This is a genomic window from uncultured Clostridium sp. (assembly GCF_934754925.1).
Taxonomy (GTDB): domain Bacteria; phylum Bacillota; class Clostridia; order Clostridiales; family Clostridiaceae; genus Clostridium.
Map to the genome: position 1 here is coordinate 1 of NZ_CAKVJA010000041.1, position 24,382 is coordinate 24,382.

Here is a 24,382-nt window from a genome sequence, read left to right on the forward strand (position 1 = left end):
CGTGGTCTACGTGACCGATTGTTCCGATATTTACGTGTGGTTTACTTCTTTCGAACTTTTGCTTTGCCATTTTGAAATTCCTCCTTATTTTAAATAAACTTTGCCTAGCGTTTGCATACTAATTTATATTCTTCATGGAGCTCATGATCGGGATTGAACCGACGACCTCCGCCTTACCAAGGCGACGCTCTGCCGACTGAGCTACATGAGCATTAAAGTGACGTTCACTTTAATATACCAATTATAAAGTTTACTATCATTTGTTTTTTTTGTCAATATTATTTTACTATTATTGTTTAGTGTCGGAAAGGCACTTTTCAAGCTTTCTTTTCACTCTTTGAAGGGCATTATCTATAGACTTTGCATGTCTGTCTAAATCACAAGCAATTTCTTGATATGACTTACCATCCAAATAAGATTGTAATACTTCCATCTCTAAATCTGAAAGAACTCTTGTAATAGCATCTTCTATTTGTGCCTTTTCTTCCTTACCTATAATAAGAGCTTCTGGATCACTAATTTTCATACTAGAAAGTATATCTAAAAGTGTTCTTTCTGAATCATCTTCTGATACTGGTTTATTAAGAGAAATATATGTATTTAAAGGTATATGCTTTTGTCTTGTAGCGGTTTTTATTGCTGTTATTATTTGTCTTGTTATACATAACTCTGCAAATGCCTTAAATGTTGTTGATTTTTCATAATTAAAATCTCTAATAGCTTTATATAGCCCTATCATACCTTCTTGATAAATATCCTCTTTATCAGCTCCTATTAGAAAATATGATTTAGATTTTGCTTTCACAAAGCTTTCATATTTAGAAATAACATATTCTTGTGCTCTCACACTTCCATTTTTAGCTTCTATAACTATTTCTTCTTCCAATTTTTCCTCAAATTCAGTTGCTATTTCTTTTGAATAATCTTTGTTATTCACAAATCCCCCTCCATTTCCTAAAACGCTTTAGTATTTATCCACGTCTCATAGCCTCTAATTTTTTTAATACATCTTCATTAATATTATCTTGTACTGTACTTTTTTGTAATTGGTCTACCTTACTAGTAGCTCTTTTTATATCTTCAGATGTATCAAATACCATATTATAAAACTCTACACTTGAAATTCTAGTTGCACCTCTTTGAAATATAGTTTGTTGTTCTAAAGAATCTGATGTAACTACAGAAACTTCAAAGCGCCTTCCTATATTATGTATCTCTCTTTCAATATATGCATCAGCAGTTTCTCCACTTTTAGTAAAAACTACTGTAAGATTTTTATTGTGTTCATATTTATTCTCTAAATTTCCAGCTACTCTATATCCATCGAATACAAGCATAATTTTACATTGATGAATTGCACCATAATTATGTAAAATATCAATGAGCTTCTGTCTCGAACTATCTAAACTTATTTCTTTTTCCTTTTTTAAAATACTCCAACTATTTATTACATTATATCCATCTATAAAAATAAATTTCACTTTTAACCTCTGTTAGTATTAAACTATTTAGTTAATCTACCTTTTAATACCTCATACATCATTATACCACCTGCTACTGAAGCATTTAAAGAGTTAATTTTTCCTATCATAGGAATTTTAACTAATAAATCGCATTTTTTAAGAGTTAAATTTGATATTCCCTTTCCTTCACTTCCTATTATTAAAGCGCATGGTCCTGAGAAATCTGTATTGTAACTATAGTCCTTGCCTTCTATATCTGCTCCATATATCCAAATTCCCTTTTCCTTTAACATATCTATTGTAGCATTTATATTTGTAACCTTTGCAATTTTCATATGTTCTATTGCTCCTGCAGAACACTTATATACAGTAGATGTTACTCCAACATTTCTTCTCTTAGGTATAATAATTCCATGAACTCCACAAAGTTCAGCTGTTCTTATTATAGATCCTAAATTATGAGGATCTTCTATTTCATCTAATATTACTATGAAAGGTTTCTCGCCTTTCTTTTCCGCAACTTCTAATATATCATTTACTTCGCAATATTTAAATGGTGTAACCTTAGCAACTATTCCTTGGTGATTTAATCCCTCACACATAGTATCAAGTTTTCTTCTATCAGCTTCCTTAACTACTATTCCTTTATCCTTTGCTAAGCCTAACGCAACCTTTATTGAACCTTCTAAATCACCTTTACTTACATATAAACATTCGATAGTTCTGTCACTTTTTAATGCCTCAATAACAGCATTTCTTCCTAATATTAAATCTTCTCTTATAGCATCAATATTAGTTTCTTTTGCAGGTGCTACTATTCTTGTTTCTCTTTTAAAACTTTGATTTTCATCTTTTTTTCTAAAACCTCTATTAGATTTTTCTTGAAATTTATTAAATTCTCTTTCTCTTCTTCTTGGATTCTCTCTTTTTGTCATGAATATTCTCCTTTATTTTTGTTGTAAATCAATTGATAGTGCTGTATTAAATATGAACTCTAATCTTTCAATATCACCAATTAAATATAGATATCCAACTAGAGCCTCAAATCCAGTAGCCATTCTATAATCTCTTACATCAGCATTCTTAGGAACAGTTGCCGATTTAGTATTTCTTCCTCTTTTAAATATGTAACTTTCATTTTCTGTTAATTTATCCTCAATTGCATGCATTATAATAGATTGACTTTTAGCTTTTACGTATCCTATAGCCTTAACATGCATTTTATGAGCACTTAATTCAAGATTATTTGATAATATAGAATTTCTTATAAAAAGTTCATAGACTCCATCACCTATTAATGCTAACTGTAATGGATTTAAAAGTCTTGCTTCTTTCTCAGTAAATTCTTTTGTTCTTAAATCTCTCAACATATATTATCTCCTTAATATTTATAAGCCATAAAAAAATATCTTCATTAATATAATAGCCTCAAATGGTATATTATATTTAAATTAGCCTATATTAAATTAATGACAAGTCTATATTAGCAAATAGTAAGTTTAGATAAATAAAGTCAGCAATGCTGACTTTATTTATCTAAAATCTTTAGTAAATTTAATTTACATTTGCAACCTATAACTTGTCACCTATATTAATCAACCTTTTTCCATCTAACACCTTGTGGAGTATCTAAAAGTTCTATACCCTTAGCTTTTAAATCATCTCTTATTTTATCAGCTAAAGCAAAGTTTCTATCTTTTCTCGCTTGTTGTCTCTCAGCTATTAAAGCTTCAATTTCGGCCTCTAAATCCCCCTTAGTTGTTTTTTGTAAAATTCCTAAAGGTAAACCTAATTCTCTTATTAATTCTAAAGCCTTTTCACATAATTCCTTAGATGAATTAATTCCTATATTACTATTAGTATCTCTTATTAAATCAAATAGAACTGAAATAGCATCTGCAGTATTAAAATCATCATCCATTTTTTCAATATATCTTTGTCTATACGTATCTAATGATTCTAGATATTTAATTTCTTCATCAGTCATTTTTTCATTCTTAACTTCTGATATTAAATTTTCTAAATTACCTATAGCATTATATAATCTTTCAATAGATGCCTTAGCTGATTCTAATAGCTCATTACTAAAGTTTAACTGAATTCTATAATGTCCTGATAGCATTAAAAATCTTATTACATCTGCATCATATTCTTTTAATGCATCTCTTGCAGTTAAGAAGTTATTTAAAGACTTAGACATCTTTTGATTATTAACATTTAAAAATGCTGCATGCATCCAATAGTTTGCAAATTTCTTTCCTGTTAAAGCTTCACTTTGAGCAATTTCATTTTCATGATGAGGGAATGCTAAGTCCATACCTCCAGCATGTATATCAATCGTATCTCCAAGTAAATTTTTAGCCATGCATGAACATTCAATATGCCATCCTGGTCTTCCTAATCCCCAAGGGCACTCCCAAGCAGGTTCACCAGGTTTTTGTGCTTTCCAAATTGCAAAATCCATTGGGTCTTCTTTTCTCTCATCAACATTTATTCTAGCTCCAGCTTGTAAATCATCTAGGTTTTGACCAATAAGTTGACCATATCCTTCAAACTTTTTAGTTCTAAAATAAACATCTCCATTTACTTCGTATGCATATCCTTTTTCTATTAATCCAGAAACAAAGTCAATTATTTCACTAATATATTCAGTTGCTCTTGGATTAGTAGTTGCTCTTTTAATATTAAGCCCATCAGCATCTTTGTAATACTCACAAATATACTTGTCACCAATCTCTTTTACCGTTGTATTTTCTTCATTAGCCTTATTTATCATCTTATCATCTATATCAGTAAAATTTTGAACGAAATTAACTTCATAACCTCTATATTCCATATATCTTCTTATAGTATCAAAAACAATAAAGGTTCTACCATTCCCTATATGAAAATAGTTGTAAACTGTTGGCCCACAAACATACATGCTAACCTTACCTGGCTCTAGTGGAACAAATTCTTCTTTTTTTCTAGTTAAAGAATTATATATTTTCATTTAACAATCCCTCCTTTTTATATTTTTAAAATTCTATAATCTTATATTATTCTTTTCAAATTGAGATTTTACAATAGAAATAACATCATCAATCTTTACTACTTCCATTTCACCATCTCTTAATTTAAATTCAACTTCACCTTCAGTTATCTTCTTACCTACAGTAACTCTCATTGGAATTCCAATTAATTCTGAATCTTTAAATTTAACTCCAGGTCTTTCATTTCTATCATCTAATATAGCATCTACACCAACTTTTCTTAATTCTTCATATAATTTGTTGGCAATTTCCATTTGTGCTTCATCCTTAATATTTACTGGAATAACTGAAACATGATATGGAGCTACTGAAAGAGGCCATATTATACCATTTTCATCGTGGTGTTGTTCAATTATAGATGCCATTGTTCTTGTAACACCTATTCCATAACATCCCATTACAAATGGTGTATTTTTTCCGTTTTCATCTATAAATGTAGCATTCATAGCTTCTGAGTATTTAGTTCCTAGTTTAAATATATGACCAACCTCAGTTCCTCTTGCTATAGTAACTTCAGCTCCACATTCTGGACACTTTTCTCCACTCTCTATATTTCTGAAATCTCCTACAGTACCTTCAAAATCTCTGCCATAGTTAACATTTTTTAAGTGGTATCCAGTTTCATTAGCTCCAAGAATCATATTGTACATATACTTAACTTCTTCATCAACTAGTAATAAATCTACTTTTAATCCTACTGGTCCACCAAATCCAACTTCACATCCAGTTGCATTTTTATACTCTTCATGAGAAGCCATAGCTATGTCACCTGAAGCATTTGCCGCATTAGCAACCTTTACTTCATTAACTTCTCTATCTCCTCTAACAACTACACCCACTATTTTTCCATCTATATTAAACATTAAAAGTTTAACTGTTTTCTTTGGAGATACATTTAAAAATTCAGAAACTTCATCTATTCCTCTACTATCTGGAGTAGCCACCTTTTCCATTTCTAATAGTTCTTCTACTTCTGCTTTTTCTGGTGTTGCTTCTGCCTTTTCTATATTAGCAGCATAATCACAGGCTGAACAGAATACTACATCATCTTCTCCAACTTCTGATTTAACCATGAACTCTGCTGAATTTGATCCACCAATTGCACCTGAATCAGCAGCAACACACTTAGCATCTATTCCACATCTATTAAATATTTTTACATATGCATCATGCATCTTATCATATGATAAATCTAATCCAGCTTGATCTTTATCAAAACTATAAGCATCCTTCATTATAAATTCTCTTGATCTCATAATTCCGAATCTTGGTCTTCTTTCATCTCTATATTTAGTTTGAATTTGATAAAGATTTACTGGTAATTGTTTATATGATTTTATTTCATTTCTAGCTATATCAGTAAATACTTCTTCATGAGTTGGTCCAAGACAAAAATCTCTATTATTTCTATCTTTTAATCTGAACATTTCATCTCCGTAAACGTCCCATCTTCCTGATTCTTGCCATAACTCAGCTGGTAATACAGCTGAAGCTAAGAATTCTTGTGCACCCGCTGCATTCATTTCTTCTCTTACTATTTCTTCAATATTTTTTAATACTTTAAGACCTATAGGCATATAGTTATAAATACCTGCAGCCATTTTTCTAATCATACCAGCTCTAAGCATAAGCTTATGACTATCTATTTCCGCTTCTGCTGGTACTTCTCTTAGTGTAGACACTAACATATTTGACATTTTCATAATTTATTCCTCCAAACTAGTTATTTAATACTATTTATTAACGGTTATACCCTTAGATAGTTAAAAGCTATTGTAATATTTCCTCATAGAACTTTATAAGTTTTTATCTATAAAATTTATAAATTGCTTTATTTATTAATTTATAATTTTTTACTATAAATTAAAAAAAGTTCCCCCTAATATATAATTAGGGCGAACTTATATCCGCGGTACCACCTAAATTTGTGCTTTAATAATGATAACGGTATTAAACCGATAGTTTTTACCTATAACTCAGAAGCTGGTTCAAAATCTATTGAAAATCTTACAGCCAATGGATTTTCTCTCTGAAATGGCGATTTCTACTATTCTTCGTCACTGCTTTAAGTAATATATTTTTTTGATTAATTAATTATATAATCTTAAAAAAACTATGTCAATATAATGGAATTGAAATTAAATAAGCTTTTCTCCTAAAATTAAATCTTCAGGTGTTGTAACTTTAATATTTGTGTATTCTCCATCGTAAAGGTATACCTTATTACCATACTTTTCAACAACCATAGTATCATCAGTAACCACTAATTTATCTATTTTTACTTTTCTATGACATTCTAAAATTTCATTAAACTTAAAAACCTGTGGTGTTTGAATTGATACTAGAGTTTCTCTATTGGGAGTATTAAGTGAAAAATTATTTTCATCTTTAATCTTTATAGTATCTTTAGGCATAACACCTGGTGCAGAAGCTCCATAAATAGTTGCATACTTTATTCCCTCATCTATTATTCTATCTGAAATAAATGGTCTTGCTCCATCATGAATTAGCACTATATCGGTTTCACTATTCTCTAAACTTTTAAGTCCATTGTATACTGAATCCTGCCTCTCAGCTCCACCGACAACAATCTTATCAACTTTAATATCATATTTGTTTAAGATATTTTTCTTAAAATATTCTATTTCCTCTGATGACAAAACAAGTATTATATTATCTATGTTTTTATTATCATTAAATTTCTTAATAGTATAATAAATAATAGGTTTTCCCTTTATTTCAATAAATTGCTTGCTTATAGAGGAATTCATTCTTTTTCCTTTTCCTCCAGCTAAAATAATAGCACTTATCATTAAATTTCTCCTTTAATTTTCCTTTGGTTTTGCAAATATCATTCTTCCAGCAGAAGTTTGAAGAACAGATGTAACTATTATAAAAATTTCTTCTCCAATAAATTTTTTTCCACCCTCAACTACTATCATAGTTCCATCATCTAAATAACCGATTCCTTGTGATGATTCCTTACCATCTTTTATAACTACAATTTTCATTTCTTCTCCCGGAAGAACTACTGGTTTTATAGCATTAGCTAAATCGTTTATATTTAAAACTGGTACACCTTGAAACTCTGCAACTTTATTTAAATTAAAGTCATTTGTTATAACTTTTCCACCTAATTTTTGAGCTAACTTTAATAATTTACTGTCAACCTCAGCAATTTCCTTAAAATCACCTTCCCAAATTTCAGTTTCAACTTCTAATTCTTTCTGAATTTTATTTAGTATATCTAATCCTCTTCTTCCTCTATTTCTTTTTAACGAATCTGAGGAATCTGATATATGACGAAGTTCATCTAAAACAAAACTAGGTATAACTAAGGTTCCCTCTATAAATCCTGTTTTACATAAATCAAAAATTCTACCATCAATTATAACTGATGTATCTAAAACTTTAGCACTACTCTTAGTAATACTCCTATTCTTCTTTTCCTTATCCTTTTCTCTTAAATTATTCTTTTTAAAAATAGATAAAGTTGAAGAAATATCATCTTTCTTTTTTATAAATATTTCTGCTCCAATTATTGCAGCTATTAATTCTAATAACACAAATATTATAGGTCCTATAGCTGGATGTATCCCTGTAAATATACCTGAAAAAGGAGCTCCTATAAACGCTGCAATAATTAATCCTATTAAAATTCCTAAACTTCCAAAAATTAATTCTTGAGCACTTAATCTTTGAATGACTTTTTCCATTTTATCTATAATCTTTGATATCCATTTATATAGTCCTGGTGAAATAAAATAAAAAATAATTCCAAATAATAGTATGCAAAAAATATAAAGTATAGTTGTTGATATTGGGCCTTTAATAATATTAATTTTGAATCCTTTATTAATAAATAATATTACTTCTCCAACAATATATCCAACAACTAATCCTAAAATAGTAAAAATTATCTTTAAGGATTTTTTAAACATAAATTCACCTCCTCTTAAAAAGCTATACATAATAGTTATAAATAACCATTTTTTATTATACCATATTATTATTATTACTATTACAAGTATTTAAATTTTAAAAATAAAATTTAACATTAATACCCCCTATCAAAATATGAATAGGTTGTTTATTATAATATTAAACAATGCAACTAAGGGTTGTATTGACAAAATTGTCTGAAAATACTTATAATTTATATAAGGATTATATTTCTAAGGAGTTGAGGCAAATGAAAGACATTATATTTGATAGCTTTCAAAATGACGTCAGTGAATCTCTATTAAGGCACAAAAGTATTCTAGATGTTCTTACTAAATATACTGAATCTAGTTCTAGAGTTAACAGAGCAGTAGCCAAAGCTGTTACAAACTGTGGTTGCATTAAAATAAATGCAAAAAAGCAATGTCTGCCAAATGAAGACAACTCATTGGAAGATTTATCTGAATGTTTAAAAACTCATATGGATGGTTGTTTATGTGAAAACTGCCGTGAAGTTATAGAAAGAGAAATTGGTAATAACTTATTTTATCTTACTTCTCTTTGTAATATTCTTGATATAAATCTTTACGACGTTCTTTTAAAAGAAAGCGATAAAATTACCACCCTAGGCAAATTTACCTTTAGATAAATATATAAGCAGGTTTACACCTGCTTATATATTTTTACCAATATTTTTATTAATATTCCAATGATTCATTAAATTTCTTTCTTTAAATGAATTTGTTCCTTTATTCTTTTTAATCCGCTTCTGATAGCTGTCGCTCTTGCTTCACCTATACCTTCTACTTGATCTAATTCTTCTTTGCTGGCAGCAATTACATATTTTAATTTATTAAAATGTTTTATTAAATTTTCAATTACGTTAGTTGGAATTCTTGGAATTTTAAATAATATTCTATATCCCTTTGGAGAAATTAATGTATCTACTAAGGATACTCCGCCAAAGCCAAGTACTTTTGCAATAATCTCTAAGTCTACTAACTCCTCTGAATTTAATTTTTGAATATCTTTATATATGCTATTATGGTCTGTATTTTCTCCACAATAATCTCTAATTAAAAGAATTCCATCTCTCTCTATATATCTTATTAATTCATTAAGCTGCATAGAAATAAGTCTACCTTCATTACCTAGCTCTAAAATATATCTTTTTATTTCTTCAACTATTCTCATTACCATCTCAGTTCTTTGAATTGCAGTTACTACGTCAAAAATAGTTGTTAAATCTTGAAACTCTAAAATATTTAAATTATTTATAACCCTCTCTAAAACATTCACATATTTCTCTAATGTCTGGATAGCTTGATTTGCTCTTGCTAATATTACACTGCTATCTTGTAATATATATTTTATATCTCCCTTATATATTGTAATAATATTTCTTCTTTGAGATATGGCAACTACTATAGTATCCGTTTGCTTTGCTATTCTTTGTGCAGTTCTATGTCTTGTTCCCGTTTCATATGTTGTTACAGATGGATCAGGTAATAATTGTGCATTAGCACAAACTATTTTTCTTAAATCCTGACTTAATACTATAGCTCCGTCCATTTTAGCTAACTCATAAATATATGCTGGGGTATACTCTGCATTTATATTAAATCCCCCATCTACTATATTCATTACTTCTTCAGAATCCCCTAAAACTATCAATCCACCAGTTTTAGCCCTTAAAATATTTTCTAGTCCTTCCCTTAAATTTGTTCCAGGACTAACTATTTTCAATATATTTTTTATTTCGTTATCATCCTTAATTCTCATGCTAATCACCTAATCTATTACTTTCACATACTTTCTATAATAATTATATTTTACACCTATTTGTACACATCTGCTATAACATCATTCAGAGTTTTCATTGACATTATTTTTATATTAGGTATTCTTACCTCTTTATTAAAAGAATCCTTAGCCACATATACCTTTTTAAATCCCATTCTAGCTAACTCTTTAACTCTTATTTCTATAGATGGAACCTTTTTCAGCTCCCCCGTTAACCCAACATCTGCTATAAAAGCAACATTTGCTTCTATTCCTTTTTGTTTTACAGATGATACTATGCTCATAATTACAGCTAAATTAATACCTTGTTCTTTTATTCGCATTCCTCCAGTAGTCTTTATAATAACATTTTTATCATAAAGATTAATTCCACCTCTTTGCTCTAAAATTGATATCAAGGTATTTAATTTATCTTTCCCTAATGTTTCTCCTATTCTAGTAGGATATGGAGTAAATGTTTTTGAAACCAAACTTTCCACTTCTGTTATTATAGGTCTAGACCCTTCCTTTATAACTGTTAATGTACTTCCTGATACTACTTCTCCATCTTCCCTTTTAGTCATAAAAAATTCCGATGGATTATCAATAGACATCATTCCCCTTTCAGACATTTGAAAAAAACCAGTTTCACCTGTACTTCCAAATCTATTTTTAGAACTAACTAATCCTCTTAACTCTTCATCAGTATCACATTCTATTATTAATACAGTATCAACTAAATGTTCTAGTGCCCTAAGACCAGCTAATTCATCTGCCTTTGTCATTTGTCCAACTATAATTACTGCTCTTTGTCTTTTATCATCTTTTGCAATTCTTAATAGTTCATTAGCACACTCCATTGTTTGAGTAGGAGAACCTGCTCTTGCTGGTAATGCACTTTCCATAGTAAATGTTTGTATACTATCTATTATTAATAAGTCTGGATCTATTTCATTGACAGCATCTACAACATTATTCATACTAGTTTCTTGAACAACCCAAATATTATCGTTAATTTTATCTAAAATTCTATCCGCTCTATTTTTAATTTGACTATCACTCTCTTCTCCAGATGCATAAATAACCTTATATCCACCTCTGGCTATATTGTCTGCAACTTGTAATAGTAATGTTGATTTTCCCGCTCCTGGCCTTGCTGTTATTATAGTAATGGAATCTTTAACTATTCCTCCTCCCATTACTCTATCAAATTCACTTATTCCCGTTACAATTCTATCACTTTTACTTGAAGTAACTTCCGATAACTTTTTAACTGGCTTCTTAGATAATTGCCTCACTTTTATTGCTTCTTTTGCACTCTTATTTTGTTGAATAACTTGCTCTTCTGTAAAAGTATTCCAATTGCTACAATCTGGACACTTTCCCATCCATTTTGGTGATTCATATCCACATTCTTGACATACAAATACGGATTTTATCTTTGCCATATCCTTCACCACTCTATCTATTTTAATATGTTAAATTCCAATTTACTCTATATAATATATCATACTTAAAATATAAAAAATATAAAAAATATAAAAATAAACCATAAGATGTCTACTAACTCTTATGGTTTATTTTTATGCTTTATTTATATATTTTATTTATTCTTTAATAAGCTTTGCAGCTTCTTTATCTACTATTACAGTAACATCTCTATGCATTTGTAGCATCGATGCTGGATTATCAGTTGTAATCTTACCTGAGAATAAACCTTTAATAGCTTCAGCCTTACTTTCTCCAGATGCAATAAGAATAATTTTTTTAGCCTTCATTATTCCACCTAAACCCATTGTAATAGCTTTTTTAGGAACATCATTGATATTTTCAAAAAATCTTGAATTTGCCTCTATAGTATTTTCTGTTAAAGATATTACGTGAGTACCGGCAGATAATTGCTCATCTGGTTCATTAAATGCGATATGTCCATTATTTCCTACACCCAAAAGCTGAATATCTATTCCACCTAACTCCATAATTTTTTTATCATACTCTTTACATTCAACTTCCAAATTATCAGCTAATCCATTTGGTACAAATGTATTAGCTATATTTATATTTATATGATTAAATAAATTTTCATTCATAAAATGTCTATAACTTTGATTATGCTCTGGATTTAACCCTATATATTCATCTAAATTTACAGTTGTTACTTTTGAAAAATCTAACTCATTTTTTTCATACATTTTTATTAACTCTTTATACATTCCCACTGGTGATCCTCCAGTAGCTAATCCTAAAACTGCATTTGGTTTTTCTTTTATAACTTTAGCAAATTCCTCTGCTGCAGCTTTGCTTAATTCTTCATAGCTTTCGGTAATCATTAATCTCATAATATCTCCCCTTCCTTTCTTGAAATATTTACTTGTAATGTGAATTTATCTGATTTATAAAAGGCTTCTTCTAAAAATAGAAGCTTATCTGTATTAGTAAAAGTTTTACTGGTCATCTTCAATATTGGTGCATCCTTTTTACACTCTAGCAAATCTCTTATTTTATCATTAACATTAACTGCTACTATAGATGAATTAGAATTTGTAATTACATATCCAAATCCCTCTAAAACTTTATATAAAGATCCTTCTAACATTTCTTTATTAACATGTCCACAATAATCTACTGGTATATATACAGTTTCTACTGCAATACATTCATCATCTACTATTCTTTTTCTTGTTATCTTATATAATTTATCTAATATAAAAATATCTTGTAGGTCTTCAGGGGTATCTATAATTTCAAATTCTACAACTTTAGTTTGTAATACTCTGCCACTTTGTTTTATCATTTCAGTAAAGCTCATCATATCCTTCTGATTTACTTTTTGTTCACATACAAAAGTACCTTTTCCCTTTTTTCTTGTTAATATACCTTCTTGTACTAACTCACCAATAGCTTGTCTTATTGTCATCCTACTAACACCATAAATCTCACAAAGCTCTCTTTCACTCGAAATACATTCTCCAACCTTCCAAATTCCATTAGCTATTTTTTTTATAAAATCATTTTTTAATTGATAATATACTGGTATTGGACTATTTTTATCTATCATATTATCACTCCCACAATAATTATATGATATATATATATAGTTGTCTATACCAGTTCGGTTTTTTATAAAAAATATACATATTTATTTATTATTTGGAAATACTATCTATATAAATTACAAGGAGATGGTATTTTGATAGATAAATCTTATTTATATAATGTTCCTTCTAAAAATATTCTTAATGATTATACTCCTAAAAATTTATCTAATGATACTCTAGACAATTATCCTGTTGATTCTATAGAAAATATGGTTATAAACTCTAATCTAAATAATGATAACTCTATGAAGTCAAATAATTAATTTAAAAAAGTAAGGTAATTACCTTACTTTTTTAAATTAATTACAATTCCTTTTCTTCTTGTCATTGATTCAATTGAATATTTTATTCCTTGTACTCCTATTCCAGATGATTTAACTCCTAAAAAAGGAAAGTGATCTGGACCTCTTTCAGTTTTATTATTTATTTGAACTGCTCCAACCTCTAATTTATTTGCTATATAAAAAGCATTATCTAAATTATTAGTAAATACTGATGATTGTAAGCCATACTGAGATTCATTTGCTATTCTTATTGCTTCATCCTTATCCTTTACACGTATTATGGGTAATACAGGACCAAATGGTTCTTCCCAAGCTAATCTCATATCACTAGTAACATAATCAAATAATGTTGGATATATAATATTTTTTTCTCGTTTAGCACCTAATATTAAATGTGCCCCCTTATTTCTAGCATCCTCTATAAGATCCCATACAAAATCTGCTGCCTTTTCATCTATAAGAGGAACTATTGAAACTCCTTCTTCTGTAGGATTTCCAACTTTTAAATCTTTTACTAATACCTTTATTTCTTCTACTAATTTATCAGCTATATTTTCTTCTACTAATACTCTCTTTACAGCTGTGCATCTTTGCCCCGAATAAGAATATGCACCTTCTACTATGTTTTTTGCAGCTAGTTTTAAATCTGCATCCTCTAATACTATTGCAGCATCTTTTCCTCCTAATTCCATTAATAACGGAACCATATTAGTTAATTTAGATATTCTCATACCAACTTCACTACTTCCAGTAAAATTTATAAAATCTATTGAAGGATGAGTTACAATATAATCACCTATTTCATTGCCTCTTCCAGTAACAGTATTTAATACTCCATCTGGTATTCCAGCTTCTTGAAATATTTTAGCTAAATATAATCCACATAAACTTCCTTTAGTTGCTGGCTTTAGGACTACCGTATTTCCAGCTACTAAGGCTGGTGCTATCTTAGAAGCTGATAAATTTATAGGATAATTAAATGGTGATATTGCTAAAACAACTCCTATAGGCTCTCTTACTACAATAGATAATTTCTTTTTATCAAAACCAGGAAAGCTATCACTTTGTATACTTTCACCATAGATACTTTTTGATGTATCTGCAGTAAATCTAATAAAATCGGCTGTTCTATTTATCTCTGATTCTGCACTCTTTCTATCTTTTGCAACTTCGCGCATTAAAATATCACTTAAATCTACCATACGTTCTTGCAATATATCAGCAGCTTTATATAATATTTTTGCTCTTTCATTAATAGGTGTTTCTTTCCATTTATCCTTTGCATTAACTGCAACTTTTATAACTTCATCAACTTCCTCCTTTGTCATTTCAGGTACTCGCCCTACTATTTCTTCATTAACTGGTGACTTAATTTCAATAAATTTTCTACTTTTACTATTACACCATTGTCCATTAATAAGATTACGAAACCTTCTTTCTTCTCCAACTAGATTACTAAACATCTTTTCATCTCCACTTATAAATACTTTTATTTATTTTTCCCTTATCAATATGTATTTATTAAAATCATTTCTATAAAAAAATAAAAATGGATTATTAAATATTTAAGGCTACATAATTACCTCTTTAATTTAATAATCCATTTAATTATTAATCTAGATTAACTTCTATCTATGTGAAAAAATCAACCCTTCTTCCTTACATTCAACCTTTAATTTATCTCCGATTTTAATTTCGCCCTTTAATAGTTCATCACTTAATTTATCTACTATTTCTCTGTTTATTATTCCTCTTAATGGTCTAGCTCCAAACTCTAAATTCTTATTTTTAGTAACAAGGAACTTATTTAAGTCTTCATCATAAATCAAATCAATATTTTTTTCCTTTAATCTATTAATAGTATCTTTAAGCATTATATTTACTATTTCTAATGTATCTTCTTCCTTAAGTTGATTAAATACTATAGTATCATCTACCCTATTTAAGAATTCTGGTTTAAATGCAGTTTTTAACTCTTCCAATACTATTTCTTTAATCTTTTCATATTCTGCAAATGTTGAATTTGCTGTAATATCAAACCCAACTTTTCTTTGACTCTTTATTTTTTGAGCTCCTACATTAGAAGTCATAATAACTATTGTATTTTTAAAATCTATTGTCTTTCCTTTTCCATCTGTTAATCTTCCATCTTCCATTATTTGAAGCAAAATATTAAATACATCTGGATGTGCCTTTTCAATTTCATCTAATAACACTACTGAATAAGGTTTTCTTCTAACAGCCTCTGATAATTGCCCACCTTCTTCATATCCTACATATCCTGGTGGCGCTCCTATCAATCTTGATACAGAATGTTTTTCCATATATTCAGACATATCTATTCTAATTAAATTACTTACTTTTCCAAACATAACTTCAGCTAAAACATTACAAAGTTCTGTTTTTCCAACACCAGTAGGTCCACAGAAAATAAATGTTCCAATTGGCCTATTAGGATTTTTAAGACCTACTCTTGCTCTTTTTACAGCCCTAGTTAATGCCTTTATTGCTTCCTCTTGACCAACAACTCTTTTTCTTAATGTATCTTCTAAATGTAACAACTTATCTGATTCTTTTTCTGTTAATCTCTCTACTGGTACTTTGGTCCAAATTGCTACTACCTTTGCAATATCATCTTCATCAACAATTTGAACTTCTGTACAACTATGAGTTCTCCATTCATTTTTAATTTTTTCAAACTCTTCTCTTAACTGTTTTTCTTTATCTCTTAGACTTGCAGCTTTTTCAAAATCTTGATTTCTTATAGAATCTTCTTTTTCACTGATAACCTTTTCTATATCTAATTCTTTCTGCTTAATTTCTGGCGGAAGAGTTAATCTTGAAATTCTAACCTTAGCAGCTGCCTCATCTATTAAATCTATTGCCTTATCTGGCATATATCTATCACTTATATACCTATCTGCTAAATCAACTGCCATATATAAAGCTGAATCTGTAATTTTAACCTTATGATGAGATTCATATTTATCTCTTAATCCAAATAAAATATTTAGAGTTTCATCCTTAGTTGGTGGTTCTACACTAACAGTTTGAAATCTTCTTTCTAAGGCAGCATCTTTCTCTATATGCTTTCTATATTCATCTATTGTTGTAGCACCTATACATTTTATTTCTCCCCTAGCTAATGCTGGTTTTAGTATATTAGAAGCATCAATGGCTCCCTCTGCTCCTCCCGCACCAACTATAGTATGAATTTCATCTATAAAAATTATTACATCCTCTTCATTTTTCAATTCATTCATTACTTTTTTTAAACGTTCTTCAAATTCACCTCTATATTTAGCTCCAGCAATCATAGATGTAATATCTAATACTAAAAGTCTTTTATCTCTTAAGCTCTCAGGTGCATCTCCTGATACTATTTTTTGAGCTAACCCTTCTATTATAGCAGTCTTACCAACTCCTGGTTCACCTATCAAGCAAGGATTATTCTTTATTCTTCTACAAAGAATCTCTAATACTCTTTGAGTTTCTTCATCCCTTCCTATAACTGGATCCAATTTTCCTTCCTTTGCACTTTGGGTTAAATCTCTACTATATTGATCCAGTGCTGGTGTCTTATTTTGTTTTTTCTCTTTCTGTATAGACTTTTTATTTTCTCTAAGCTCATTTCCAGATATATATTTGTCTAACTCTTGCTTGATTGTTACTAAATCAATTTTACCGCTTGTTAAAATAGTATAAGCAACACCTTCTCCTTCATCTATAAGAGCCATTAATATATGTTCTGGATTTATAAAGCTATGACCATATTTTCTTGCTATATCTAAACTATCATCAAATAATCTTTTAGCTCTTGGAGTTAATAACATTTCTCCGTTAGAAACTTCATCATCTCCAAATCCTAAATAATCTTCAGTCATCTTTCTTACTTTCTCCATATTAATTCCTTTACCAGCTAAAAGTTGACCTGCATATCCATTTTCTTTTAATATTCCTAATAAAACGTGCTCTGTACCTATATACCCGTGTTTAAAATTTTGAGACTCCTGTTGTGCCTCTAACAAAACAGCTTGCGCTCTTTCTGTAAACCTCCCAAAAATCATAGTGTCACCTCCAAATATAATTTAATATAGATTGCTATACAAATTATTGATATATTCTATAAATATTGTCCAACCCTCTTTACCATAATTATTTTCTTATATCTATTATAATTATTATGATAAAATAACCATTATGATACCCTTAAGTATATCTGCTCTTAGCTTATTTCTATCCTCAGCTGATCCTAATGTTCTATCATTTATAGACATCTTAATAATTTCGAACTCTCTCTTAGTTATTAGTTTTCTATCATATAAATGTTCAATTAATAATAACGCTGAATTATATGTTAAACTATTTCCAATGGATTTATTTATTTCCTCTAATTGTTTCTCTTTATTATTATATTCTACTCTTCTGATTATTATATATCCTCCTCCACCTCTTCTACTTTCAATTAAGTATCCCTTTTCCGCAGTAAATCTAGTTGTTAAAACGTAATTAATTTGAGATGGAGCACAGTTAAATTTATCTGCTAACTCATTTCTTTGAATAATTACCTCCTTATTTTTTTCATCTTCTATCATATCATTAATAAATTGAGCTATTATATCTGAAATTCTTGCCACAATTTCACCTTCCTAAACGTACTTTGACCTTATTTGACTTTAATTATATATAATTTTTTTTTTAATGTCTATGTAATAATTCTTTTATTTTTAGGTAAATATATTAATATATATTAAACTATTAATAATTTCTATTTGTATCTCCTATTGTCTCCGAATTTATTTTTCTTAAACCCTCTGTAATTATTACAAGTCAAATATTCTTACATAAAAAAAGAGCCGTCAAATTGACGACTCTAAAATCTATTAGGCTTCAGCTGGGGCTCCTACTGGACAAACATTTGCACAGTTTCCACAATCGATACAAGTATCTGCATCAATAACGAATTGAGTATCCCCTTGGCTTATAGCGTTAACTGGACATTCTGCTGCACAAGCACCACAGTTAACACATGAATCATTAATTTCATATGCCATTAAAAACACCTCCCCCAATATTTAATTAATATCAATAATATTTTATCATACAAATTTTTCTTTTTAAAGGGGAAGTTCATATGCTATTTTTTCTATAAATGCTTTTTTATTTAAATTACCATCTATTCCACATTGCCAATGGAAATTATTATTTTATCTTCCAATTAGTTGCCCTTTATAAGATCCTTAATTAATTTTCTATCCTCTTCTGATTCTATCTCTAATTTTATATCATCATCATCTATGGAATCTTCATAATGACCTTTTATAAGCTCTACATTTTCTATTTTAAATTCTTGTAAAACTTCTTCTTCACCTTTTCTAAGCTTAACTTTAACACTTTCTTTGACTGTATTATTTGAGAATACTTCTCCAGTTCCTTCACTAGTCTTAACAATTGATCCTACTTTAGGCATTCTCTTTCTAATATCCTCATAAGTGCTTTGCTCATAATTTAAACAACACATAAGTCTTCCACAAATTCCTGAAATTTTTGTTGGGTTAAGAGATAAGTTCTGTTCCTTTGCCATTTTTATAGAAACAGAAGCAAAATCCCCTAAGAATGTTGAACAACACATTGGTCTTCCACATGGTCCAAGTCCTCCAAGCATTTTTGCTTCATCCCTTACCCCAATTTGTCTTAGTTCAATACGAGTTTTAAATATTGTCGCTAAATCCTTAACTAATTCTCTAAAATCAACTCTTCCATCAGCAGTGAAATAGAATATTACTTTATTATTATCAAATGTATATTCTACATCTATAAGTTTCATAGTTAAATTATGTTCCTGAATTTTCTTTAAACAGATATCAAATGAATCTTTTTCCTTCTCTTTATTCTTAAAATGCTTATTAATATCTTCTTCTGTAGCTATTCTTAAAACACTTTTTAATGGTGCAACTATATCATCTTCACTTATTTCTTTTATTCCAATTACACATTCTCCAAATTCTATACCTCTTGCAGTTTCAACTACTACATAAGTATCCTTTTGTATATTCATATCTACTGGATCAAAATAATATATCTTTCCAGCTTTCTTAAATCTAACCCCGACTACTTTTATCATTATTAACCCTCCATAAAGCCCATTAACATTACACGTAATATCATTGCCCAACTAACATTACTTTTAATGTTTTTTCTTGCTTCTTCTATCGTAATTATCATATTATTTAGCTTTCTAAATGACATTTCTTTAGTAAGCTCATTTATATCATCAAATTTATCTCCATTTATGATAAAATCTTTATTTTCAACTTCTTTATGTATTAATATATCTCTTATAAATCCACCTAAAATATTTAATACTTCTTCCTTATTATCCTTTAATCCGCTTAACTTTTCTTCATATTGCAATATAACTTCAACATTATTTTTATTTAAATCTTTTATTAGATATATTAATTTACTTCTAAGTTCCTTTAAATTATCATCATTAAAGTACCTATCTATTCTTCCTGGAATTCCTTCACTAAATGCAATAGCAGATTTCATTTCATTTTCATTATAATTAAAATTTTTAATTCTTATATATTCATATAATTCTTCTTTAGTTAAAGGCGTAAGCTTATAAATTTCACATCTAGATTTTATAGTATCCAAAATTAATTCTAAACTTTCACATAATATCATTATGTAAACTCCATTAGGTGGTTCTTCTATAGTTTTTAAAAGTGCATTTTGAGCCTGCGTAGTTAATTTATTTCCTTCATGGATTATAATTACCTTTTTATCTCCCTCAAATGGCTTCTTAGATACTTCTTCAATTATATTTCTTACATCATCTACTCCAAAAGAAGCTTTATTACTTCTATAATTTATAATATCAATATACTCTCTATCAATCTCACTATTTAATATTAATTTAGCTAATATATTTGCCAGTTTACTTTTTCCTATCCCATCTTCTCCTGCTATGAGGTGAGCATGAGAAAGAGTATTATTCATACATCTATTTTTAAAGTTATTAATTAAAGTCTCATATCCTATAAATTTTCTCACACAAATCACCTCTCTATTAACTTACTTATACCTTATAAAACTGATCAACATCTAAAACAAATACTGTAGCTCCACCAACCTCAACTTCAATTGGATAAGGCATATACATTCCTGAGCCACTTCCAATGGTGCTTGGAGTCGGTGCTGACACCATCTCTTTTCTTCTCTTGCATACATCTTCAATTACCTTAACAACATCTTTAACGACTTCTTTTTCAACACCTATCATTAAAGTTGTATTACCTGACTTTAAAAATCCTCCAGTTGTAGCTAACTTAGTTACCCTAAAGTTATTATCAGTAAGCTCTTCGATTAAATCTAGAGCGTCATCATCTTGAACTATAGCTAATACCAACTTCATACCATATACCTCCACTAATAAGTTAATAATTCATTCTATTATATTTTATCATAAATACATAATAATTTACTAAACTTTATCTTTAAATAATTTATTATATGAAAATTTATATTTATATTCTACTATTTTTGATCGTAATTTTTTTTGCTGTTTAATTTAACTTATTATCTCTTTAGATAACCTTTCCTCCCAAAGTGAATTTTATTCTTTAACTAAAAAGTTGCTTAAAGTTAACATTATTTTTGTTATCAAATACTTAACTTCAAACAACTCTTATTTAATATTATATTAATTTTAACATATCCCTTTTTATATTTTTTATACACTCTGATAAATTATCATTTATATAAGATTTCTTAATATTATATGCTTTTAATTTTTCATTACTAAAATCTTGGCTATCAGCTAAAAATCTTCTACATAACTCATCGTAATTAGGGGACTTTTCTTGTCTTTCTCTCTTTAAAGCTCTTTCTAATCTAACACCATCATCTAACTCAATATAAAATGGAATTACATTTTCTTCACCAAAATATAATGCAATATCTTTATAGGCTTCTAACGTAACTATTAATAGATAATTATTTTCTTCTATATCAACTTGTTTATCATCTATAGTACAATAATACCATAAACCATGAACCGTATTGTAACTTCTTTCTTCTATTACTTTACCTTCATTTCTATACTTTTCTAGGTCTTTTTCATTAATAAAGTAATACTCTCTTCCATCACATTCGTTACTTCTTATAGGTCTTGTAGTATATGATACAATTGCTTTTAGTTCTAACCCCTTATCTTTCATTAATTCTTTAAATATAGTGTCTTTTCCAGAATTACTTTTTCCCATTAAGCAAAATATTTTGCCCATGTTTTCATCCTCCTTAATAGTTAGAATTGTCTTTTTCTTAAATTATATCATATCACTACAATTTAAATGTAATCTTTCATTTTCTTAACTAGGTTTATTATAAATCTTTTAAATCTAATATTCTTGATGTTATAGCTTTTTTTACTTTATTTTTTATATCCTCATATTCTTTACTATTAACATCTATGACATTCATTTTTAGTACACATTCCTCACAAATAAAATTGTTCATTATTTCAATTCCACTATTTTCACTTTTTTTCTCGCATATTATGCAATACTTTTTAGACTCTCTCCATATATCCTTATTATTAATATCCATAATACTCTCCTCCCTTTATTATTTAATTTTGTCCCATTATTTGTACTCTATACTTGTTTAATTATATTTTTCTTTAAATTTTTACTTAGTTAATTAATATTTTATATTTTTTAATAACTAAAATAAAAAGGTGAGATAGTATTAAACTATACCTCACCTTTTTATTATTTATTTTATATTGAATGCTTTATACGAGCTATTAAAGTATCACTAGGTTCAAAAATAAATTTATATATTTTCCCTTGTTTTTTATATATACATAAGAACTTTTTATTTTTATCAAATTTTCTAATATAGTGTCTACTACATTTACATCTGCTATATTCTTTAGGAACATTAGCTTTTTCCCCAATATAAATTATATCCTTTATTTTTAAGCTTTCAACGTTCTCTTCCACTTTGCTATTTATTTTATTTATTATAAGCTTGTCTGATATAACACAATATTTATAGGCAATTTTACACTTTTTAGTTTCTTTAATAAGTACTATTAATGTTAATACAACTAAAATAATTTCTAAGCCTATTTCTTCGGTCATATTTTTTCCGAATGTCATCTTAGAAAATTGATGTATATATAATGCTACAGTAATTGTTAGTAACGATATAATTATTGCAACAGTTTTCTTCCCTCTTTTAATCTCCTTATGCATAATTAAGACTCCTCTAAATAATAATCTAATTTCGTATAACAATATTTTGATTATACTAACTTTCTAAATCTAATTACAAACCTTGAATTTGGGATTATTAGTCTATCTTGTCCATTATTTAATAAATATATTACAATATCTTTATAAATCTAACTATTAAGCATTATTATTAACTTATTGTGATATAATCTATATATATAATTCATTTATTTATAGTGAGGTAAAATTTATGATTCAAATATACAAAAGTATAAGTGAAACAAATTCATCATTAAAAGTATTAGATAGTATCGAAAATGGTTGTTGGATAAATATAGTTGCTCCTTCAGAAGAAGAATTAATTTTAATTTCTAAAAAAACAGGAGTTCCGTTAAACTTTCTAAGAGCTCCTTTGGATGATGAAGAAACTTCAAGAATTGATTTTGAAGATGGTTTTACATTAGTAGTAGTAGATATACCATTTACAGAAATGGAAGATAATTCTCTAACTTATGATACATATCCATTAGCAATTATTCATTCTGATAAAGAAATAATAACCATTTGTCTAAAGAATAGTAGAATAATAACAGATTTTATTAATGGTAGAGTAAAATCATTTTTTTCATTTAAAAAATCTAGATTTATTCTTCAAATATTAAATAGAATATCTACATATTATTTAATTTATCTTAGACAAATTGATAAAAAAAGTGTAATGATTGAAAAAAGGCTTCATAAATCTATGAAAAATAGAGAACTTATTCAATTACATTCATTAGAAAAATCTCTTGTTTATTTTTCTACATCTCTTAAAGCAAATGAAGTAACTCTTGAAAAAATGTTAAAATTAGAAATTATGCAAAAATATGAAGATGATCAAGATGTTTTAGAAGATGTCATAATAGAAAATAAGCAGGCTATAGAAATGACAGATATTTACAGCAATATTTTATCTAGTACTATGGATTTCTTTGCTTCTGTAATATCTAATAATCTTAATATTGTAATGAAAGTCTTAGCATCTGTTACTATATTAATGGCTATACCAACTATTATAGGTGGTATATTCGGTATGAATGTTGTATTACCATTACAAGATAATCCTAATGGATTTCAAATTATTATATTCCTTACAATTCTTTTAACTGGAGTTACTGCTTTTATTTTATATAAAAAGGATATGTTCAGTTAATATAAATTGAAATATTCACAAAAATTAAAAATATCCACATGCAAGTTTAATTTTGCTGTGGATATTTTGTTTTTATCTGTTGATAATTTTATTTTTTAAAATTGTGCATAAATTAAACTTTATATTAAATATTTATTTAAAATTTACAAAACAAAAAAACCTACAAGTAATCTTGTAGGTTTTTCTTGGAGGCGCCACCCAGATTTGAACTGGGGAATAAAGGTTTTGCAGACCTCTGCCTTACCACTTGGCTATGGCGCCATACCTGGTGGCTCGACCAGGAATCGAACCAGGGACACGAGGATTTTCAGTCCTCTGCTCTACCGACTGAGCTATCGAGC

General features: G+C 28.2%; 25 protein-coding genes and 2 tRNA genes. 3 read left to right on the plus strand and 24 right to left on the minus strand.

Going from position 1 to position 24,382, the window contains the following annotated elements; translation table 11 throughout:
- Nucleotides 1-135: 135 nt before the first annotated feature.
- The 9 genes from Q0G30_RS11410 to Q0G30_RS11450 all read right to left on the minus strand — a co-directional run bounded on the left by Q0G30_RS11410 (nt 136) and on the right by Q0G30_RS11450 (nt 8,436).
- Nucleotides 136-211, minus strand: a tRNA-Thr gene (locus Q0G30_RS11410).
- A 78-nt stretch (nt 212-289) separates the two neighbouring features.
- Entirely contained in the window at nt 290-937 is a 648-nt protein-coding gene (gene sigH, locus Q0G30_RS11415; RefSeq protein WP_294390031.1) for an RNA polymerase sporulation sigma factor SigH, read from the minus strand.
- A 34-nt stretch (nt 938-971) separates the two neighbouring features.
- Entirely contained in the window at nt 972-1,481 is a 510-nt protein-coding gene (locus Q0G30_RS11420) for an NYN domain-containing protein (protein ID WP_294390033.1), read from the minus strand.
- Nucleotides 1,482-1,504: 23 nt separating this feature from the next.
- Entirely contained in the window at nt 1,505-2,398 is an 894-nt protein-coding gene (gene rlmB, locus Q0G30_RS11425) for a 23S rRNA (guanosine(2251)-2'-O)-methyltransferase RlmB (RefSeq protein WP_294390036.1), read from the minus strand.
- Between the two features lie 12 nt (nt 2,399-2,410).
- On the minus strand, nt 2,411-2,833 hold the full coding sequence (locus Q0G30_RS11430) for a ribonuclease III domain-containing protein (protein ID WP_294390037.1): 423 nt from the start codon (nt 2,831-2,833) through the stop codon (nt 2,411-2,413).
- A 221-nt stretch (nt 2,834-3,054) separates the two neighbouring features.
- Nucleotides 3,055-4,455, minus strand: coding sequence for a cysteine--tRNA ligase (gene cysS / locus Q0G30_RS11435; protein ID WP_294390040.1), 1,401 nt, complete (start codon nt 4,453-4,455; stop codon nt 3,055-3,057).
- A gap of 33 nt (nt 4,456-4,488) precedes the next feature.
- The gene (locus Q0G30_RS11440) at nt 4,489-6,198 is read right to left on the minus strand and encodes a proline--tRNA ligase (protein ID WP_294390044.1); all 1,710 of its coding nucleotides are present in this window, start codon (nt 6,196-6,198) and stop codon (nt 4,489-4,491) included.
- A gap of 435 nt (nt 6,199-6,633) precedes the next feature.
- Complete coding sequence (gene ispD, locus Q0G30_RS11445) at nt 6,634-7,308, minus strand: 2-C-methyl-D-erythritol 4-phosphate cytidylyltransferase (protein WP_294390047.1); 675 nt, start codon at nt 7,306-7,308, stop codon at nt 6,634-6,636.
- Nucleotides 7,309-7,320: 12 nt separating this feature from the next.
- Nucleotides 7,321-8,436, minus strand: a complete 1,116-nt coding sequence (locus tag Q0G30_RS11450) for a PIN/TRAM domain-containing protein (RefSeq protein ID WP_294390050.1) — start codon at nt 8,434-8,436, stop codon at nt 7,321-7,323.
- A 251-nt stretch (nt 8,437-8,687) separates the two neighbouring features.
- Here Q0G30_RS11450 and Q0G30_RS11455 point away from each other — a divergent pair, with 251 nt between their 5' ends.
- Nucleotides 8,688-9,086, plus strand: coding sequence for a DUF1573 domain-containing protein (locus Q0G30_RS11455; RefSeq protein ID WP_294390096.1), 399 nt, complete (start codon nt 8,688-8,690; stop codon nt 9,084-9,086).
- Between the two features lie 68 nt (nt 9,087-9,154).
- Here the strand turns inward: Q0G30_RS11455 and disA are convergent, their stop codons facing one another.
- The 4 genes from disA to Q0G30_RS11475 form a co-directional block, all read right to left on the minus strand.
- Complete coding sequence (gene disA, locus Q0G30_RS11460) at nt 9,155-10,219, minus strand: DNA integrity scanning diadenylate cyclase DisA (protein WP_294390053.1); 1,065 nt, start codon at nt 10,217-10,219, stop codon at nt 9,155-9,157.
- Between the two features lie 56 nt (nt 10,220-10,275).
- Nucleotides 10,276-11,667: a DNA repair protein RadA gene (gene radA / locus Q0G30_RS11465; protein WP_294390055.1), complete on the minus strand. Its 1,392-nt coding sequence runs from the start codon at nt 11,665-11,667 to the stop codon at nt 10,276-10,278.
- Between the two features lie 159 nt (nt 11,668-11,826).
- Nucleotides 11,827-12,558 carry a glucosamine-6-phosphate deaminase gene (gene nagB, locus Q0G30_RS11470; protein WP_294390058.1) on the minus strand — a complete coding sequence of 244 codons (732 nt, stop codon included), beginning with the start codon at nt 12,556-12,558 and terminating at the stop codon, nt 11,827-11,829.
- Nucleotides 12,555-13,277 carry a GntR family transcriptional regulator gene (locus Q0G30_RS11475; protein ID WP_294390061.1) on the minus strand — a complete coding sequence of 241 codons (723 nt, stop codon included), beginning with the start codon at nt 13,275-13,277 and terminating at the stop codon, nt 12,555-12,557. The genes nagB and Q0G30_RS11475 overlap by 4 nt, the downstream gene beginning before the upstream one ends.
- A 132-nt stretch (nt 13,278-13,409) precedes the next feature.
- Between Q0G30_RS11475 and Q0G30_RS11480 the strand changes: the two genes are divergently transcribed.
- Nucleotides 13,410-13,580: a hypothetical protein gene (locus Q0G30_RS11480; protein ID WP_294390063.1), complete on the plus strand. Its 171-nt coding sequence runs from the start codon at nt 13,410-13,412 to the stop codon at nt 13,578-13,580.
- Nucleotides 13,581-13,603: 23 nt separating this feature from the next.
- On the opposite strand, the gene Q0G30_RS11485 is transcribed toward Q0G30_RS11480, so the two are convergent.
- The 10 genes from Q0G30_RS11485 to Q0G30_RS11530 form a co-directional block, all read right to left on the minus strand.
- The gene (locus Q0G30_RS11485) at nt 13,604-15,064 is read right to left on the minus strand and encodes an NADP-dependent glyceraldehyde-3-phosphate dehydrogenase (RefSeq protein ID WP_294390066.1); all 1,461 of its coding nucleotides are present in this window, start codon (nt 15,062-15,064) and stop codon (nt 13,604-13,606) included.
- A 165-nt stretch (nt 15,065-15,229) separates the two neighbouring features.
- Complete coding sequence (locus Q0G30_RS11490; protein ID WP_294390069.1) at nt 15,230-17,668, minus strand: ATP-dependent Clp protease ATP-binding subunit; 2,439 nt, start codon at nt 17,666-17,668, stop codon at nt 15,230-15,232.
- Nucleotides 17,669-17,782: 114 nt separating this feature from the next.
- Nucleotides 17,783-18,238, minus strand: a complete 456-nt coding sequence (locus tag Q0G30_RS11495; RefSeq protein WP_294390072.1) for a CtsR family transcriptional regulator — start codon at nt 18,236-18,238, stop codon at nt 17,783-17,785.
- 246 nt (nt 18,239-18,484) lie between these two features.
- Entirely contained in the window at nt 18,485-18,655 is a 171-nt protein-coding gene (locus Q0G30_RS11500; protein ID WP_294390075.1) for a 4Fe-4S binding protein, read from the minus strand.
- A gap of 164 nt (nt 18,656-18,819) precedes the next feature.
- Nucleotides 18,820-19,725: a stage 0 sporulation family protein gene (locus tag Q0G30_RS11505; RefSeq protein ID WP_294390077.1), complete on the minus strand. Its 906-nt coding sequence runs from the start codon at nt 19,723-19,725 to the stop codon at nt 18,820-18,822.
- A gap of 2 nt (nt 19,726-19,727) precedes the next feature.
- On the minus strand, nt 19,728-20,660 hold the full coding sequence (locus tag Q0G30_RS11510; RefSeq protein WP_294390080.1) for a DNA polymerase III subunit delta': 933 nt from the start codon (nt 20,658-20,660) through the stop codon (nt 19,728-19,730).
- Between the two features lie 25 nt (nt 20,661-20,685).
- Nucleotides 20,686-21,021, minus strand: a complete 336-nt coding sequence (locus tag Q0G30_RS11515; RefSeq protein ID WP_294390083.1) for a cyclic-di-AMP receptor — start codon at nt 21,019-21,021, stop codon at nt 20,686-20,688.
- Nucleotides 21,022-21,304: 283 nt separating this feature from the next.
- Entirely contained in the window at nt 21,305-21,892 is a 588-nt protein-coding gene (locus Q0G30_RS11520; RefSeq protein ID WP_294390086.1) for a guanylate kinase, read from the minus strand.
- A 97-nt stretch (nt 21,893-21,989) separates the two neighbouring features.
- On the minus strand, nt 21,990-22,214 hold the full coding sequence (locus Q0G30_RS11525; RefSeq protein ID WP_294390088.1) for a sigma factor G inhibitor Gin: 225 nt from the start codon (nt 22,212-22,214) through the stop codon (nt 21,990-21,992).
- A 173-nt stretch (nt 22,215-22,387) separates the two neighbouring features.
- A complete protein-coding gene (locus tag Q0G30_RS11530; RefSeq protein WP_294390090.1) occupies nt 22,388-22,867 on the minus strand; it encodes a hypothetical protein in 480 nt (159 codons plus the stop codon).
- A 229-nt stretch (nt 22,868-23,096) separates the two neighbouring features.
- Here Q0G30_RS11530 and Q0G30_RS11535 point away from each other — a divergent pair, with 229 nt between their 5' ends.
- On the plus strand, nt 23,097-24,041 hold the full coding sequence (locus Q0G30_RS11535; protein ID WP_294390093.1) for a magnesium transporter CorA family protein: 945 nt from the start codon (nt 23,097-23,099) through the stop codon (nt 24,039-24,041).
- A 186-nt stretch (nt 24,042-24,227) separates the two neighbouring features.
- Here the strand turns inward: Q0G30_RS11535 and Q0G30_RS11540 are convergent.
- Nucleotides 24,228-24,302: transfer RNA gene (locus tag Q0G30_RS11540), tRNA-Cys, on the minus strand.
- Nucleotides 24,303-24,382 lie beyond the last annotated feature (80 nt).